We start from the raw sequence: 15,880 nt of genomic DNA, 5'->3' as shown, positions 1-15,880 counted from the left end.
TCTACGAACATTGATGGCGCTAGGCCATTATTTTTGTGTGGGAAACGACTCAGCTTTCCAGCCAGACATCCCGAGCCCAGTGCCAGACCGATTCCCAGCTTTCCTCGGTAACGATTTCTTCCTCGCCGGACCACAGCACCACGGTGCCGTCTTCCTCGACGCAATAGTAGTCGTCGCCGTCCTGGCACAGTGGTATCAGGTCGCGAGGTACGCCGGCGTCCCACGCATTGGCGGCCACTTCCGGCAGATAGGTGTGGGATTGCGGGTCGGTCACGGTCACCGGCTCGAGGCTGCCGTATACGACATCACTGACCGTAAGGAGAAACTCCTTGAACACGAACGGGATATTGATGAACAACTGCTCTTCGACCTCGACCAGCATGTCTTCGTCGGGCAGTTCGAGCGGTACCGGTACCGGCTCGTTGGCTTCACGAAGCTGTTCAATGACTTCTTCCACGGTTCGCGTCCTCTCTATCCTGGCCTTGTGCAAATGCTGCGGGTTATACCCTAGTAGGGCGCTGCGCTAAAAGCAAAACCCCGGGCAAGCCCGGGGTTTTTTCTGCAAACGGCTCAAGATCAGCCGTTCTGGCGGATACCCGCGACCAGCCAGGGCTGGTTTTCGCCTTGGGCGCGCTCCATGTTCCAGCTCTCGCTGAACACTTCGCCCTGGTCGAAACGGGAAGTCTTCGACACGCCAGTGAAGGTCAGGGTGGCGATGGTCTTGTCGGCGCGATCGTCGACGCCTTCCAGTTGTACGTCGAGGTTATCGATGTAGGTGGACTGGAAACCATCACCCAGGTCGGCACGCTCGCGCTTGAGGAACTCCAGCATCTGCGGGGTGACGAACTCGGCGATCTTGTCCATTTCATTGGCATCCCAGTGCTGCTGCAGCGACTGGAAGTGATTGCGCGCGGCGGCCAGGAAGCTCTGCTCGTTGAACCAGGCCGGAGCGTTGATCACCGGGCGGGCGGCAGCGGCAGGCGCTGCAGAACCACCGAAGATCGACGGCTGGGCTGGCTGTTCGTGGACTTCACGCTGGTAGGCCGGGTGGCCAGCGGCAGCCATCTGCGGCTGCTGCTTGCGGCGGCGGGCAGCGATGAAGCGGAACACCAGGAAGGCGATCAGCGCCATGATCAGGATGTCGAAGATCTGCATGCCTTCGAAGCCATCACCCATCAGCATCGAGGCGAGCAGGCCACCGGCGGCGATGCCGGCCAGCGGGCCGAGCCATTTCGAGGCGCCGCTGGCAGCGGCAGGTGCACGGCCTGGCGCAGTCGGGGTGGCGGCAGGGGTGGCAGGAGTGGCCTGGCGGGCCTGGTGCGTCGGCGCGGCGCCTGAGCTCTTGCCGCCGCCGAAGCGCTTGGCGTTGGCGTCGAGGCTCATGGTGAGACCGATGCACAGCGCCAGGGCGATGCTGAGAAAACGTTGCATAGAAGGGTATTCCCGTTTTGTGGATTACACGCGCGCCATGTTGCACAAGTTCTTGGACCCATGACAGCGACAAGATGTTTCTATCTTTTGCCTGAAAAGGCGGACGGCCTGCGTAATGGGCTGTAGGCCCTTTCTTCATTGCTGAAGAAAAGGCCTACACCAGCGGTCGGATATTCGACTAGATCGCTTCGAGCTTGGCGTAGCCGAGCATCAGCCACTTGCTGCCCTCGGCGAAATTCACCTGGACCCGTGCCTGCGCGCCGGAGCCTTCGAAGTTGAGGATCACGCCTTCGCCGAATACCGCATGCTGCACCCGCTGCCCCAGGTTGAAGGCGGTCTGCGGGATGTTGGCGTCGGCGAACAGGCTGCTGACGGTTTGCTTCGCGCCGCCGAACGGGCGGCTGACGCTGTTGGACAAGCGCACTTCCTGGACCAGGCCGGCAGGAATCTCGCGAACGAAGCGCGATACCTTGTTGTAGGTCTCGCTGCCATACAGGCGACGGGTCTCGGCGTAGGTCATGACCAGGTTCTGCATGGCCCGGGTCACCCCGACATAGGCCAGGCGGCGTTCTTCTTCGAGACGGCCGGGCTCTTCGAGGCTCATCTTGTGCGGGAACAGGCCTTCCTCCATGCCCACCAGGAACACGTAGGGGAACTCCAGGCCCTTTGCACTGTGCAGGGTCATCAGCTGGATGCTGTCTTCATGCTCGTCGGCCTGGGCGTCGCCGGCCTCCAGCGAGGCGTGGCCAAGGAAGGCGGACAGCGCCGAAAGCTCGCCATCTTCCTCGCTGGGCTCGAAGTTGCGTGCGGCGCTGACCAGCTCCTCCAGGTTCTCTACCCGTGCCTGGCCCTTTTCACCCTTTTCTTCCTGGTGATAGGCGATCAGCCCGGACTGCTCGATAACTGTCTGGGTCATCAGGTGCAGGGGCATATCGAGGACTTTGGCGGACAGGTTGTCCAGCAGCTCGATGAACGCGCCCAGGGCGCTGGCGGCGCGGCCCTTGAGGGCCTTGTTGGCCAGCAACTGGAGCATGGCTTCCCACATCGACAACTGGGCATGGCGGGCATGCTCGCGGATCGTTTCGACAGTCTTTTCGCCGATGCCGCGGGGCGGCACGTTGATCACTCGCTCCAGCGCCGCGTCGTTGCCGCGGCCTTCGAGCAGACGCAGGTAGGCCATGGCGTTCTTGATCTCGGCGCGTTCGAAGAAGCGCTGGCCGCCATAGATGCGGTAGGGAATGCGCTCGCGCAGCAGGGCTTCTTCGAGCACCCGCGATTGGGCGTTGGAGCGGTACAGGATGGCGATATCGCTGCGCGCCAGGCCGGTCTTCAACGCGCTTTCGATGGTTTCCACCACGTAGCGGGCTTCGTCATGCTCGTTGAAGGCGGCGTAAAGGTTCAATGGCTCGCCGTCGCCGCCCTCGGTCCATAGCTCCTTGCCCAGGCGCCCGCTGTTATTGGCGATCAGGGCGTTGGCTGCCTTGAGGATGCCGGCGGTGGAGCGGTAGTTCTGCTCCAGGCGGATCAGCTCGGCGTCGGGGAAGTCGCTGGAAAACTGCTGGATGTTCTCGATCCGTGCGCCGCGCCAGCCGTAGATGGACTGGTCGTCGTCGCCCACCACCATCAGGCTGTCGCCACCCTGCGCCAGCAGGCGCAGCCAGGCGTACTGCACGGCGTTGGTGTCCTGGAACTCGTCCACCAGCAGATGACGGAAGCGGCGGGAATAGTGCTGCAACAGGCCCGGATGGTCGCGCCACAGGTCCAGGGCGCGCAGCAGCAGCTCGGAGAAGTCGATTACGCCGGTGCGCTGGCACGCGGCTTCATAGGCTTCATAGATGCTGCGCATGGTGCCGAGGAACAGGTCGCCATTGACCTGGATATGGTGCGGCCGCAGGCCCTCGTCCTTCTGTCCGTTGATGAACCACTGGGCCTGGCGCACCGGCCAGCGCTGCTCGTCGAGGCCGAGGTCGCGGATCACCCGCTTGACCAGGCGGCCCTGGTCATCGCTGTCGAGGATCTGGAAATTCTGTACCAGACCTGCTTCCTGCCAGTGCGCGCGCAACAGGCGATGGGCCAGGCCGTGGAAGGTGCCTACCCACATGCCCGCCGGGTTGATGCCCAGCAGTTGCTCGATGCGGTGGCGCATCTCGGCGGCGGCCTTGTTGGTGAAGGTCACCGACAGGATCGAGTGCGGCGAGGCCTGCTCGACCTGGATCAACCAGGCGATGCGGTGTACCAGCACACGAGTCTTGCCGGAGCCGGCACCGGCCAGGACCAACTGACGCCCGACCGGCGCGGCTACCGCCTGGCGCTGGGCATCGTTGAGGGAATTCAAAAGGAGAGAGAGGTCGTCATGCATCCGGCCATTCTATGGGGGCAATGGATCCCTGGGCAAACCCGCTCGGCAAAAAGACCGTATGGCGCGACCGCCCGGTCATCCGAGGCGGCCCTTGGCCCGCGTGCTTGAGCGGTTGCCTTGTACCAAGGAAGGAGATTCCGGAGGTGCGAATTTATGACACAGAGCAGTTTGGCACCGGGCATTGCTTGTGTATGCTCCGTCCACGTTTGTGGCTAACCATTACAAGAACACTGCCCATGACACTCGCACCAGGACCCGTCGGTGTGCCGATCGAGGCACGTCGCGGCATTCGCAAGCAATTTGCCACGCAATTGGCGGTCGAGCGTATCCGTCTGTTGTACCAAGGCTCCCTGCTACCCACGATATTCATGCTGTTGAACGGCCTGGTCTGTGCCTGGCTGCTGTGGAGCCCGCAGCGTTATTTGCTGGTCAGCGTGTGGGTGGTATGGCTGATGGCACTGGTCGCCCTGCGGGTCATCCAGGTCGCCGCCTTCGACGCCGCCATGCCGGATCGCCAGGCCAGGCCGCATTGGCGGCGCATGTTCCTGCTCGGTTCGGCGTTCAGCGGGCTGACCCTGGCCAGCGCGGCGATCGCCCTCGTGCCTGTGGATAACTTCGTGCAACAGGCCTGGGTGTTCGGCCTGCTCGGCGCCGCCGCGCTCTCGGCCAGCGTGGCCTACGCGGTAAGCCTCCCGGCATTCCTGAGTTTCGTGCTGCCCTGCCTGTTACCGCCGATCGCTTTCCTGTTCTGGAGCGGCGATCAACAGCAGCGGGGCTGGGGCCTGCTCGGCCTCTTGTTGCTGGGCGCCTTGCTGGTAGTGGCCTGGCAAGTCAACCGGCTGATCGAGAACAGCTTGCTGCGGCGCTTCCAGAACCAGGCGCTGATCGAGCACTTGCAAGCGGCCCATACCCGCAGCGAACAGTTGAACAAGGCGCTGGGTGCCGAAGTGGAGCAGCGTCGCGGCGTCGAGGACCAGTTGCGCGAGGCCCAGGCCGGGCTGGAAACCCGTGTCGCCCAGCGCAGTGCCGAGCTGGACGCGGCCAACCAGGCCCTGAGCAAGAGCGAACAGCGCCTGGCCCTGGCCCTGGAGGCGAGCGAACTGGGCCTGTGGGACTGGAACCTGCAAACCGATGAAGTCCATCACACCCAGTTGCGCGAGCTGTTCGGCCTGAACCCGGATGCGGTCAAGGCCATGCTGGTGCACCTCAAGCCGCGCCTGCACCCGGACGATGTGCAGGCGCTCAAGCGCACCCTGGTCGAGCACCTCAAGGGCCGGACCGAGGATTACCGCATCGAGTACCGCTTCCGCCACAACGATGGCCACTGGTGCTGGATCGAGGACCGTGGACGTGCTGTCGAGCGCGATGCCGAAGGCCGGGTGGTACGGATGATCGGTACCCGCCGCGATATCAGCGCGCGTCGCGCCCAGGAAGAGCAGCAGCGCCTGGCGGCGACAGTGTTCGAGGCGGCCAGCGAGGGGATCGCCATCCTCGGCCCCGACTATGAGCTGTTGGCCCTGAACCAGGCGTTCTGCCGCATGACAGGTTACGGTCGCGATGAATTGCTCGGCCGCAACGCTCTTGAGCTGCCGTGCAGCCTCGATGCGCGACGGCATTACGGTGCCATCGACCAGGCGCTGGAGCAGAACGGCCGCTGGCAGGGCGAACTGGTTGAGGCACGCAAGGACGGGACGCTTTATCCACAATGGCTGCAACTCAACGGCGTATTCGACAGCCGCGGCAAGATCAGCAACGTGGTGGGTTTCTTCAGCGACCTGTCGGAGCGCCGTGAATCCGAGGAACGCCTGCGTTATCTCGCCCATTACGACGAGCTGACCGGCCTGGCCAATCGCGCTCTGTTCCGGCTGCGTCTGCTCGAGGCCGGCCAGCGCCTGCGAACCAGCGGGCGCTGCCTGGCGCTGATGCACATCGATCTCGACCGTTTCAAGCTGCTCAACGACAGCCTCGGCCATGAAGTGGCCGACCAGTTGCTCAAGCAGATCGCCATGCGTATCGGCAATGCCATGGCCGAAGCGGATACGGTCGCGCGATTGTCTGGGGATGAGTTCGTGGTGCTGTTCGACGGCTACAGCAGCCTGTCCAGCCTGGTCCGGGTGGCGACCCGCCTGCTGGAGAAACTGCGGGTGCCTGTGCGCTTCGACAATCATGAGCTGGTGATCAGCGCTTCGGTGGGCATCGCCCTGCACTCGGACATGAGTCTCGACCTCAACGTGCTGGTCAGCCAGGCCAACATGGCCATGCAGCATGCCAAGCACCTGGGCGGCGATAATTTCCAGTTCTACACCGAAAGCCTGCAGGCCAGCACCCTGGACCGTCTGCAACTGGAGAACCAGTTGCGCAAGGCCATCGACGAGGGCCAGTTGGAGGTTTACTACCAGCCCAAGGTCTGCCTGGCGAGCGGGCGCATCGAGGCTGCCGAAGCGTTGGTGCGCTGGAACCACCCGGCCATGGGCATGGTGCCGCCCGGGGAGTTCATCGGCCTGGCGGAGGAAACCGGGCTGATCGCGCCCATGGGCGAGTTCGTTCTTCGCCAATCGTGCTGGCAGGCGTGCGAATGGCAACGTCAGGGCCTGGAGCCGATCCGGGTTTCGGTAAACCTGTCGGTCTACCAGTTGCGCCAGGGCAAGCTGGTCAGCCTGGTGCGCCAGGTCCTGGAGGAAAGCGGCCTAGCGCCGCATCTACTGGAGCTGGAACTGACCGAAAGCCAGTTGCTGGACAGCGTCGAACACATCATCGCCACCTTCAAGCAGCTACACGGGCTCGGGGTGAAGCTGGCAATCGATGACTTCGGCACGGGATATTCCTCGCTCAGCTATCTGAAACGCCTGCCAGTGGACTACGTAAAGATCGACCAGGCCTTTATCCGCGGGCTTGAGGAAGGCAGTGAAGATGCGGCGATCACCCGGGCGATCATCATCATGGCCCACAGCCTGGACCTCATGGTGGTTGCCGAAGGCGTGGAAACCGAGGAACAACTGCGCTTCCTGCGCGAGCAGGACTGCGATGAAGTCCAGGGTTACCTGATCAGCCGGCCGTTGCAGGCCGATGCGCTGGCGCGGCTGTTGAGCGAGCAGACGGTCTGGTAAAGCGCTAGCCGTGCCACTCCCGCCCATGCCGGGCCAGTAGGCTGTGGGCCTGTTCCGGGCCATTGGTGCCGGCGTGGTAAGGGCGCGGCGTCTGGAAGTGTTCCAGCCAGCCGTTGAGGATCGGGTCGATCCAGGCCCAGGCAGCCTCCACCTCGTCGCGACGCATGAACAGCGTCGAATCGCCGTCCAGCACATCCAGCAACAGGCGCTCGTAAGCGTCCCAGCGCCGCGTCTGGCCGAACACCTGGGCCAGGTTGAGGTTGAGTTCCACCGGCTCCAGGCGCATGCCCTTGCCGGGGGTCTTGGTCATCATCTGCAGGCTGATGCGCTCGTCCGGCTGCAACTGGATGAGTAACTGGTTGGCGCGGTCGCTCTCGAACAGGCGATGCGGCACCGGCTTGAACTGGATGACGATCTGCGACGAGCGCTTGGCCAGGCGCTTGCCGGTGCGCAGGTAGAACGGTACCCCGGCCCAGCGCCAGTTGTTGATGTGGGCTTCGACAGCGACGAAGGTCTCGGTATCGCTGTCGTTATCCACATCCTTCTCGAAGTAATAGGCCGGCACTTCCTGGCCGCCGATCTTGCCCGCGCTGTACTGGCCGCGCACGGTCTTGTCCTGCACGTCCTGGCCGGTGATCGGCTTGAGGGCGCGAAGAATCTTTACCTTCTCGTCCCGCACCGCCTCGGCCTCGAACTGCGCCGGTGGCTCCATGGCCACCAGGCAGAGCAGTTGCAGCAGATGGTTCTGCAGCATGTCGCGGGTAGCACCGGCACGGTCGTAGTAGGCGCCGCGGTTTTCCACGCCGAGGGTCTCGCAGACGCTGATCTGCACATGGTCGATCTGGCTGGCGCGCCATACCGGTTCCAGCAGGGCGTTGGCGAAGCGCAGGGCCATGAGGTTCTGCACGGTTTCCTTGCCCAGGTAGTGATCGATACGAAACACCTGGGATTCGTCGAATACCGCGCCGATGGCACTGTTGATCGCCGTGGCCGATTCCAAGGAATGGCCGATGGGTTTTTCCAAGACGATGCGCGATTCGCTGTCTACCAGCCCGGCGATATTCAGGTGGGTGACGATGGGCACGAAGAGGTTGGGCGCGGTGGCCAGGTAATAGATCCGCGCCAGGCCCCCGGGCTCTCCAAGAAAGTGCGAAAGGCGACCGAAATCGGCGCTCTGCGAGGCGTCCATGGAAAAGTAGTCGAGGCGGGTGGAGAAGCGGTCCCAGGTGTCTTCATCGAAGTCGTTGCGGGCGATCTGGGCGCGACAACGGCGTTCTGCAAGCTTTTGAAAACTATTGCGCGGCATTGGGCTGCGGGCCAGGGCGACGATGCGCACCGCCGGGTGCAGGCGGCCCTCGCGATACAGGTGGTAGAGCGCTGGAAGCAGCTTGTGCAGGGCCAGATCACCAGTACCGCCGAAGACCAGAATGTCACAAGGAATAGTCAAACCCACCACACTCCTGTCTCGTTTAGCTGGGCGGTTCGCCAGTCATGTAGTATAACTACAAGATTGCTACAACCGGCCAGCCGATCATAACCGAGTCCCGCCATTGAATCTGTTGCAACACATCGCCCAGTCGCGGCATCTGCTACGCAAGTCGGAACTCAAGGTTGCCGACCACGTATTGCTTGACCCTGCGGCGGTCATGCATAGCTCCATGGCTGACCTGGCCCACAGCGTCGGCATCAGCGAGCCGACCATCGTGCGCTTCTGCCGGGCGATCGGCTGCACCGGCTTCCAGGACCTCAAGCTCAAGCTGGCGCAAAGCCTGGCCGCCGGCGCCAGTTTCGGCCAGTTCGCGATTCATGAGGACGACTCGGTCGCCGACTACAGCCTGAAGATCTTCGACACCACCCTGCATACGCTGATGGAAGTGCGCGAGCACCTCGATCCGGTGGCCCTGCAACGCGCGGTGACGGCCATGGCCCAGGCCCAGCGTGTCGAATTCTATGGCTTCGGTGCGTCGGGTGCGGTGGCTGCGGATGCCCAGCACAAGTTCTTCCGCCTGCTGCTCAGCGCGGCGGCCTATTCCGACCCGCACATGCAGGCGATGTCGGCGGTGACCCTGAAACCGGGCGATGTCGCGGTGTGCATTTCCCAGTCCGGCCGCTCCAAGGACCTGCTCATCACCGCCAATATCGTGCGGGAAAGCGGCGCCAACCTTATCACCCTGTGTCCGAGCCAGACCCCGCTGGCCGAGCTGTCGACGGTCAACCTGGCCATCGACGTGCACGAAGACACCGAAATCTACACGCCGCTGACCTCGCGCATCGCCCACCTGGTGGTGATCGACGTGCTGGCGATGGGCGTGGCCATGGCCCGTGGGCCGAGCCTGGTCAATCACCTGAAGAGCGTGAAGCGCAGCCTGCGCAGCCTGCGGCTGTCGCCGAAGTCATTGAAGAACATGGAAGATTAAGGGCTCATTGGCTCAAATGTGGGAGCGGGTTTACCCGTGATAGCGATGGGGAATTCACTACCGTAATCGCGGGTGAACCCGCTCCCACAGGTTCCTGCAAACTGCGCCAGCGTTTCATCACCCTTAACACCCCTGTCACCCTCCCGCCGTTAAACCGTCAACTTCACGATTCATTTTGAAACTCCCGTACGCACTCGATCAGGGAGATATGAAATGGCTCGTGACTTCGATGGCTCGTATCAACCCAGCGCCAAATCCCGCAAGCAGCAGGAAAAGGACCAGCGTCGCATGGAGTACCGCCGCGCGATCGAAAGCTGGTCCGAGCAGCGTCGCCTGCTTCAGGACATCACCGATTTCGGTGATCTGCAACGCTTCAACGTATGGCAGGTGTCGGCGGCAGAACCCCGGAGAAGCGTTCAACAAGGCAGCTGATCTGCGCACGTTCGCTGCGAATGAATGCAAGAAAGGCCAGGGCCACCGGCGATTGCCGCTTGGCCTTGGATTGCACCACGCACCAGCTGCGATACAGCGGCAGCTCTTCCACCGGCAGCTCGCGCAACACGCCGGTAGCCAGTTCCAGATTCAGCGCGTGGCGGGTCAGCAAGGCGATTCCCAGGCCGGCAATCACGCACTCGCGCTGGGCGTCGGCTGACGCCACTTCCAGCGTCTGGGTGAAGTGCACGCGCTTCTCCTTGAAATACTCTTCACACGCCTTGCGCGTACCCGAGCCCTGCTCGCGGACCAGCAAGGTATGCGGCTCCAGGTCCTGCAGGCGCAGGCTGTCCAGCTTGCACAGCGGATGATCCGGCGGGGCGACGGCAACGATGGGGTTGTTGAGGAACGGCAGGAACTCCAGGCCCATGTCCTGCGGGACCATGGACATGATGATCAGGTCGTCGCGGTTGTCGGATAGGCGGCGGATCGCCTGGGCACGGTTGACCACGGTCAGGGTCAGGTTGACCTCCGGGTGCAGCCGCTTGAACGCCGCGAACAGGTGCGGCACGAAATACTTGGCGCTGGATTCCACGGCCAGCTTCAACTGGCCCTGGAGCGAGCCCTGCATGTCCGACAGCTGCATGTCGAGGCTTTCCAGGCGGCCAAAGATGTCTCGGCTGGCGCGTTGCAAGGCTTCGGCGGCTTCGGTGAGGTACAGCTTCTTGCCGACATACTCGAACAAGGGTTGGCCGACCAATTCTTCCAACTGGCGAATCTGTAGACTAACGGCGGGTTGCGTCAGCGCCATCTCTTCCGCAGCGCGGCTATACGACCGCAAATCACACACTTCATTGAAGATCTGCAATTGACGCAATGTCATACGCATCAATGACTTACGCACGTTATCCCCAGCCCTGTGAAAAACCTTGTTACTGCACTATAAGCAATTGTTAATGGAGCCCCTAATAATTATTGATTTTTGTTTATTCACACACGGCGCTAGGGTGATTGCACGACTGGCCAGGTGATTCTGGTCACGCGCCGACCCGCCAATTCGGGTCGATTGTCCAGCGGCTTTGGGAAGACTCCAGTGATAAAAAAAATCCTGATCGCCAACCGGGGTGAAATCGCAGTTCGGATCGTGCGGGCCTGCGCCGAGATGGGCATCCGCTCGGTAGCGATCTATTCCGACGCCGACCGGCACGCCCTGCACGTCAAGCGCGCCGACGAGGCCCACAGCATCGGTGCCGAGCCCCTGGCCGGCTACCTGAACCCGCGCAAGCTTGTGAACCTGGCGGTGGAAACCGGTTGCGACGCCCTGCACCCCGGCTACGGTTTCCTCTCGGAAAACGCGGAATTGGCGGATATCTGTGCCGAACGCGGGATCAAGTTCATCGGCCCGGCAGCGGAAGTCATTCGCCGCATGGGCGACAAGACCGAAGCCCGCCGCAGCATGATCAAGGCCGGCGTCCCGGTGACCCCGGGCACCGAAGGCAACGTCGCCGACATCCACGAAGCCTTGAACGAAGGCGACCGCATCGGTTACCCGGTGATGCTCAAGGCCACCTCCGGCGGTGGCGGCCGCGGTATCCGTCGCTGCAACAGCCGCGAGGAGCTGGAACAGGCCTTCCCGCGGGTGATCTCCGAAGCCACCAAGGCCTTCGGTTCGGCGGAAGTCTTCCTGGAAAAATGCATCGTCAACCCAAAGCACATCGAAGCCCAGATCATTGGCGACAGCTTCGGCAACGTGGTGCACCTGTTCGAGCGTGATTGCTCGATCCAGCGCCGCAACCAGAAGCTGATCGAGATCGCCCCGAGCCCGCAGCTCACCCCGGAGCAGCGCGCCTACATCGGCGACCTGGCGGTGCGCGCGGCCAAGGCGGTCGGCTATGAGAACGCCGGTACCGTGGAGTTCCTGCTCGCCGAGGGCGAGGTGTACTTCATGGAAATGAACACCCGGGTGCAGGTGGAACACACCATCACCGAGGAAATCACCGGCATCGATATCGTTCGCGAACAGATCCGCATCGCCTCGGGCCTGCCGCTTTCGGTCAAGCAGGAAGATATCCAGCACCGTGGCTTCGCCCTGCAGTTCCGCATCAATGCCGAAGACCCGAAGAACAACTTCCTGCCAAGCTTCGGCAAGATCACCCGTTACTACGCCCCCGGCGGCCCCGGGGTACGTACCGACACGGCGATCTACACCGGCTACACCATTCCGCCGTTCTACGACTCCATGTGCCTGAAACTGGTGGTCTGGGCGCTGACCTGGGAAGAAGCCATGGACCGCGGCCTGCGCGCCCTGGACGACATGCGCGTGCAAGGGGTCAAGACCACCGCCGCGTACTACCAGGAAATCCTGCGCAATCCGGAATTCCGCAGTGGCCAGTTCAACACCAGCTTCGTGGAAAGCCATCCGGAACTGACCAATTACTCGATCAAGCGCAAACCCGAAGAGCTGGCGCTCGCCATCGCCGCCGCCATCGCCGCGCATGCAGGCCTGTGAGGAACCCATAATGTCCAAGAAAATCTTCGTAACCGACACTATCCTGCGCGACGCCCACCAGTCCCTGCTGGCCACCCGCATGCGCACCGAAGACATGCTGCCGATCTGCGACAAGCTCGACAAGGTCGGCTACTGGTCGCTGGAAGTCTGGGGTGGCGCGACCTTCGACGCCTGCGTGCGCTTCCTCAAGGAAGACCCGTGGGAGCGCCTGCGCAAGCTGCGCGCCGCGCTGCCCAACACGCGCCTGCAGATGCTTCTGCGTGGTCAGAACCTGCTGGGCTACCGCCACTACAGCGATGACGTGGTCAAGGCTTTCGTGGCCAAGGCCGCAGTCAACGGCATCGACGTGTTCCGCATCTTCGACGCCATGAACGACGTGCGTAACCTGCGCGTCGCCATCGAAGCGGTGAAGGCTGCCGGCAAGCACGCCCAGGGCACCATCGCCTACACCACCAGCCCGGTGCACACCATCGACGCTTTCGTCGCCCAGGCCAAGCAGATGGAAGCCATGGGTTGCGACTCGGTCGCGATCAAGGACATGGCCGGCCTGCTGACCCCGTTCGCCACCGGCGAGCTGGTCAAGGCGCTGAAGGCCGAGCAATCGCTGCCGGTGTTCATCCACTCCCACGACACCGCCGGCCTGGCCGCCATGTGCCAGCTCAAGGCAGTGGAGAACGGCGCGGACCACATCGACACCGCCATCTCCAGCTTCGCCTGGGGTACCAGCCACCCGGGTACCGAATCCATGGTCGCCGCACTCAAGGGCAGCGAGTTCGACACTGGCCTTGACCTGGAACTGCTGCAGGAAATCGGCCTGTACTTCTACGCCGTGCGCAAGAAGTACCACCAGTTCGAAAGCGAATTCACTTCGGTCGACACCCGCGTGCAGGTCAACCAGGTGCCGGGCGGCATGATTTCCAACCTCGCCAACCAGCTCAAGGAGCAGGGCGCACTCAATCGCATGAACGAAGTGCTGGCAGAGATTCCACGGGTTCGCGAAGACCTTGGTTTCCCGCCGCTGGTTACCCCGACTTCGCAGATCGTCGGCACCCAGGCGTTCTTCAACGTGCTGGCCGGCGAACGCTACAAAACCATCACCAACGAGGTGAAGCTGTACCTGCAAGGCGGCTACGGCAAGGCTCCGGGCGTGGTCAACGAACAACTGCGGCGCCAGGCCATCGGTAGCGAAGAGGTCATCGACGTACGTCCGGCCGACCTGCTCAAGCCGGAAATGGCCAAGCTGCGTGCCGATATCGGCAACCTCGCGCACTCCGAAGAAGACGTGCTGACCTTCGCCATGTTCCCGGATATCGGACGCAAGTTCCTCGAAGAACGCGAAGCCGGCACCCTGACTCCGGAAGTGCTGCTGCCGATTCCGGAAGCTGGCGCGGTGGCCTCGGCCAGCGGCGAAGGCGTGCCGACCGAGTTCGTCATCGACGTCCACGGTGAAACCTACCGCGTCGACATCACCGGTGTCGGCGTCAAGGCCGAAGGCAAGCGTCACTTCTACCTGTCCATCGACGGCATGCCGGAAGAAGTGGTGTTCGAACCGCTCAACGAATTCGTCGGCGGCGGCGGCAGCAAGCGCAAGCAGGCCAGCGAACCGGGCCATATCAGCACCTCCATGCCGGGCAACATCGTCGATGTGCTGGTCAAGGAAGGCGACGTGGTCAAGGCCGGTCAGGCAGTACTGATCACCGAAGCGATGAAGATGGAAACCGAAGTGCAATCGCCGATCGCCGGCAAGGTTGCCGCCATCCACATCGCCAAGGGCGACCGCGTCAACCCGGGCGAAATCCTCATCGAGATCGAAGGCTGAGACAGCCTTCGGCGGTAAACGGTTAACCTCATCGGGGAGCGAATTGCTCCCCTTTTTTTATTCTGATGATCTGCATTTAAATGCAGATTTTCAGCCAAATTTCTTGAATTTCTGCACTTTAATACAGATAAATGCCATGGCTGCTTGCGTGAATTGCACTATATTGCAGATAAGACCGTTCACGCTGATAGAGCCCTCCATGTACACCTTGACCCTACAGCTCCACGCCCAAGGCAAATGGCAGGACGCCATGGCCTTGAATTTTGCCGAGCCCGAGAAGGGCTTCCTCGGCTCCTGCCAGTACGGTTACACCTCGGCTTACGTTGGCGCCAATCTGGATGCCTACGAAAGCACGTTCGACAAGGCGGTCAGTGTCCGGTTGCCGGTGGATTTCGGTCCTCAGCATGGGAAAAAGGCCCCGGCCTTCCTGCATGACATCGCGCCGTCCGGTGCAGCCAAACGCTTTCTCCTCAGGCATATGGGTCGGGAAAAGCCGGAAGGTCTGGCTGACGACCTTTTCCTGCTGGCTCGCAGCACCCCGGCACCGATCGGCAACCTGCGTATCAAGGAGTCGATGGAAGGGCTGGATAGCACGGCGCCCATGGGTTTCAGCTTCGATGATGTGGTCAGCCGCGATCAGCGCTTTCTTGAATACGCCTACGAGCAAGGCGCGGCCATCGGCGGCGCGACGGGGGCGGGTGGCGAGGCGCCCAAGCTGTTGCTGACCGAAGGCGGCGACGGTCAGCTCTATCCGGACGCGGTGCTGAAGGATGACCGGGCTACCTGCCACTGGTTCGTGAAGTTCGCCCGCAACCAGGCGCTGGACAATGATCAGACCATCCTGCGTGCCGAATACCTGTACTACAAGGCGCTGCAAAGCTTGGGTATCGACACGGTGACGACGCCCGAGCTGAAGGAGGGTCATAGACCCAGCCTTTGGATGAAGCGATTCGACCGTCGGATCGGTGCCGAAGGTGTCGAGCGACTGGCCGTGGAGTCCGTGTATTCGCTGGCCGGGGTAACCGAGCCGGGCAGCCGGATGGACCATCTGGAAGTTATTCAGTCCCTTGCCGGGCTGTGGATAAAAGCCGGGCAGAAGGCCCAGGTGCCTGACCTGGTGGCTGAGTACCTGCGCCGCGACCTGATCAACAAGATCCTCGGCAACTCCGACAACCATGGCCGCAACACCGCGATCATCCGCAGCGATGCCCAACTGCGGCTGGCGCCGATCTACGACCTGGCACCCATGGTCATGGATACGGAAGGCATCACCCGCACGACCAAGTGGGCTTCGCCCGTGGAGCGGGGCGGCGAGGTCGATTGGCTCGCGGCTTGCCAGTTGCTGGCGCCGCTTGTGGACCCGCAGCAGGCATTCGAACGTCTGCGCCAGGATGCCCTTGGGTTGATGGCACTGCCGGATTTGCTGGTGGGCTTGCCGGATGCGGTCATGAACCACCCGGCCATCGCGTTGAAGAACCTTGAACAACGTATGAAAGGTTGGGGATTGCTATGACGGTTTCGATCGAGATTCGCGCTTTGCTGATCGAAGGCGTACTGCAGGGGATTGCCGATGGCTCGTTGGAGCTGGGCCAGGCGGTGCGTAAGTTGCGGGTGGAGGTGGCGAAGCTGCAGCAGACCCAGTTCGCCCGCATGTGCAAGATTTCCGTGCGGACCCTGATCCAGATCGAGCAGGGGGAGGGGAATCCGACGCTCAACTCGTTGAATGCGGTGTTTCGGCCGTTCGGGTTGCAGATGGGGGTGCTGCGGCGGCCTGATAGGCTCAAGGATCGCTAAGACGACGCAGTA

At 62.4% G+C, this 15,880-nt stretch carries 12 protein-coding genes; 7 read left to right on the top strand and 5 right to left on the bottom strand.

What is annotated here, in order from left to right; genetic code table 11:
* Positions 1–49: 49 nt before the first annotated feature.
* The 3 genes from ACKLLE_RS15750 to uvrD all read right to left on the bottom strand — a co-directional run bounded on the left by ACKLLE_RS15750 (position 50) and on the right by uvrD (position 3,790).
* Positions 50–457, bottom strand: a complete 408-nt coding sequence (locus ACKLLE_RS15750; protein WP_009402480.1) for an SMI1/KNR4 family protein — start codon at positions 455–457, stop codon at positions 50–52.
* 119 nt (positions 458–576) lie between these two features.
* A complete protein-coding gene (locus ACKLLE_RS15745) occupies positions 577–1,431 on the bottom strand; it encodes a Tim44 domain-containing protein (protein ID WP_420058476.1) in 855 nt (284 codons plus the stop codon).
* 178 nt (positions 1,432–1,609) lie between these two features.
* The gene (uvrD, locus tag ACKLLE_RS15740; protein WP_009402476.1) at positions 1,610–3,790 is read right to left on the bottom strand and encodes a DNA helicase II; all 2,181 of its coding nucleotides are present in this window, start codon (positions 3,788–3,790) and stop codon (positions 1,610–1,612) included.
* Positions 3,791–4,026: 236 nt separating this feature from the next.
* Between uvrD and ACKLLE_RS15735 the strand changes: the two genes are divergently transcribed.
* Entirely contained in the window at positions 4,027–6,897 is a 2,871-nt protein-coding gene (locus ACKLLE_RS15735) for an EAL domain-containing protein (protein WP_420058475.1), read from the top strand.
* 4 nt (positions 6,898–6,901) lie between these two features.
* Here the strand turns inward: ACKLLE_RS15735 and zwf are convergent, their stop codons facing one another.
* Positions 6,902–8,344: a glucose-6-phosphate dehydrogenase gene (gene zwf, locus ACKLLE_RS15730; protein WP_064302177.1), complete on the bottom strand. Its 1,443-nt coding sequence runs from the start codon at positions 8,342–8,344 to the stop codon at positions 6,902–6,904.
* A gap of 103 nt (positions 8,345–8,447) precedes the next feature.
* On the opposite strand from zwf, the gene hexR reads away from it, so the two are divergent.
* Together hexR and ACKLLE_RS15720 are read left to right on the top strand one after the other, a co-directional pair.
* Complete coding sequence (gene hexR, locus ACKLLE_RS15725; RefSeq protein WP_009402472.1) at positions 8,448–9,314, top strand: transcriptional regulator HexR; 867 nt, start codon at positions 8,448–8,450, stop codon at positions 9,312–9,314.
* Positions 9,315–9,527: 213 nt separating this feature from the next.
* Positions 9,528–9,746 (top strand): PA3496 family putative envelope integrity protein, encoded by a 219-nt coding sequence (locus ACKLLE_RS15720; RefSeq protein WP_420058474.1) that lies wholly within the window; start codon positions 9,528–9,530, stop codon positions 9,744–9,746.
* On the opposite strand, the gene ACKLLE_RS15715 is transcribed toward ACKLLE_RS15720, so the two are convergent.
* On the bottom strand, positions 9,688–10,635 hold the full coding sequence (locus ACKLLE_RS15715; protein WP_420058473.1) for a LysR family transcriptional regulator: 948 nt from the start codon (positions 10,633–10,635) through the stop codon (positions 9,688–9,690). The genes ACKLLE_RS15720 and ACKLLE_RS15715 overlap by 59 nt on opposite strands.
* Before the next feature lie 204 nt (positions 10,636–10,839).
* Between ACKLLE_RS15715 and ACKLLE_RS15710 the strand changes: the two genes are divergently transcribed.
* The 4 genes from ACKLLE_RS15710 (at position 10,840) to ACKLLE_RS15695 (ending at position 15,868) form a co-directional block, all read left to right on the top strand.
* On the top strand, positions 10,840–12,255 hold the full coding sequence (locus ACKLLE_RS15710) for an acetyl-CoA carboxylase biotin carboxylase subunit (RefSeq protein WP_009402468.1): 1,416 nt from the start codon (positions 10,840–10,842) through the stop codon (positions 12,253–12,255).
* A 10-nt stretch (positions 12,256–12,265) separates the two neighbouring features.
* Positions 12,266–14,074: a sodium-extruding oxaloacetate decarboxylase subunit alpha gene (oadA, locus tag ACKLLE_RS15705; RefSeq protein WP_009402467.1), complete on the top strand. Its 1,809-nt coding sequence runs from the start codon at positions 12,266–12,268 to the stop codon at positions 14,072–14,074.
* Between the two features lie 199 nt (positions 14,075–14,273).
* Positions 14,274–15,587 (top strand): type II toxin-antitoxin system HipA family toxin, encoded by a 1,314-nt coding sequence (locus ACKLLE_RS15700; protein WP_420058540.1) that lies wholly within the window; start codon positions 14,274–14,276, stop codon positions 15,585–15,587.
* Positions 15,584–15,868 (top strand): helix-turn-helix domain-containing protein, encoded by a 285-nt coding sequence (locus ACKLLE_RS15695; RefSeq protein ID WP_064302182.1) that lies wholly within the window; start codon positions 15,584–15,586, stop codon positions 15,866–15,868. Before ACKLLE_RS15700 ends, ACKLLE_RS15695 begins: the two co-directional genes overlap by 4 nt.
* Positions 15,869–15,880: the final 12 nt, after the last annotated feature.

Origin of the sequence: Pseudomonas bharatica (assembly GCF_048586865.1) — a bacterium.
Classification (GTDB): Bacteria; Pseudomonadota; Gammaproteobacteria; order Pseudomonadales; family Pseudomonadaceae; genus Aquipseudomonas; species Aquipseudomonas bharatica.
Note: the sequence above shows the minus strand (reverse complement) of the source record. Positions and strands in the feature narration are given on the sequence as shown.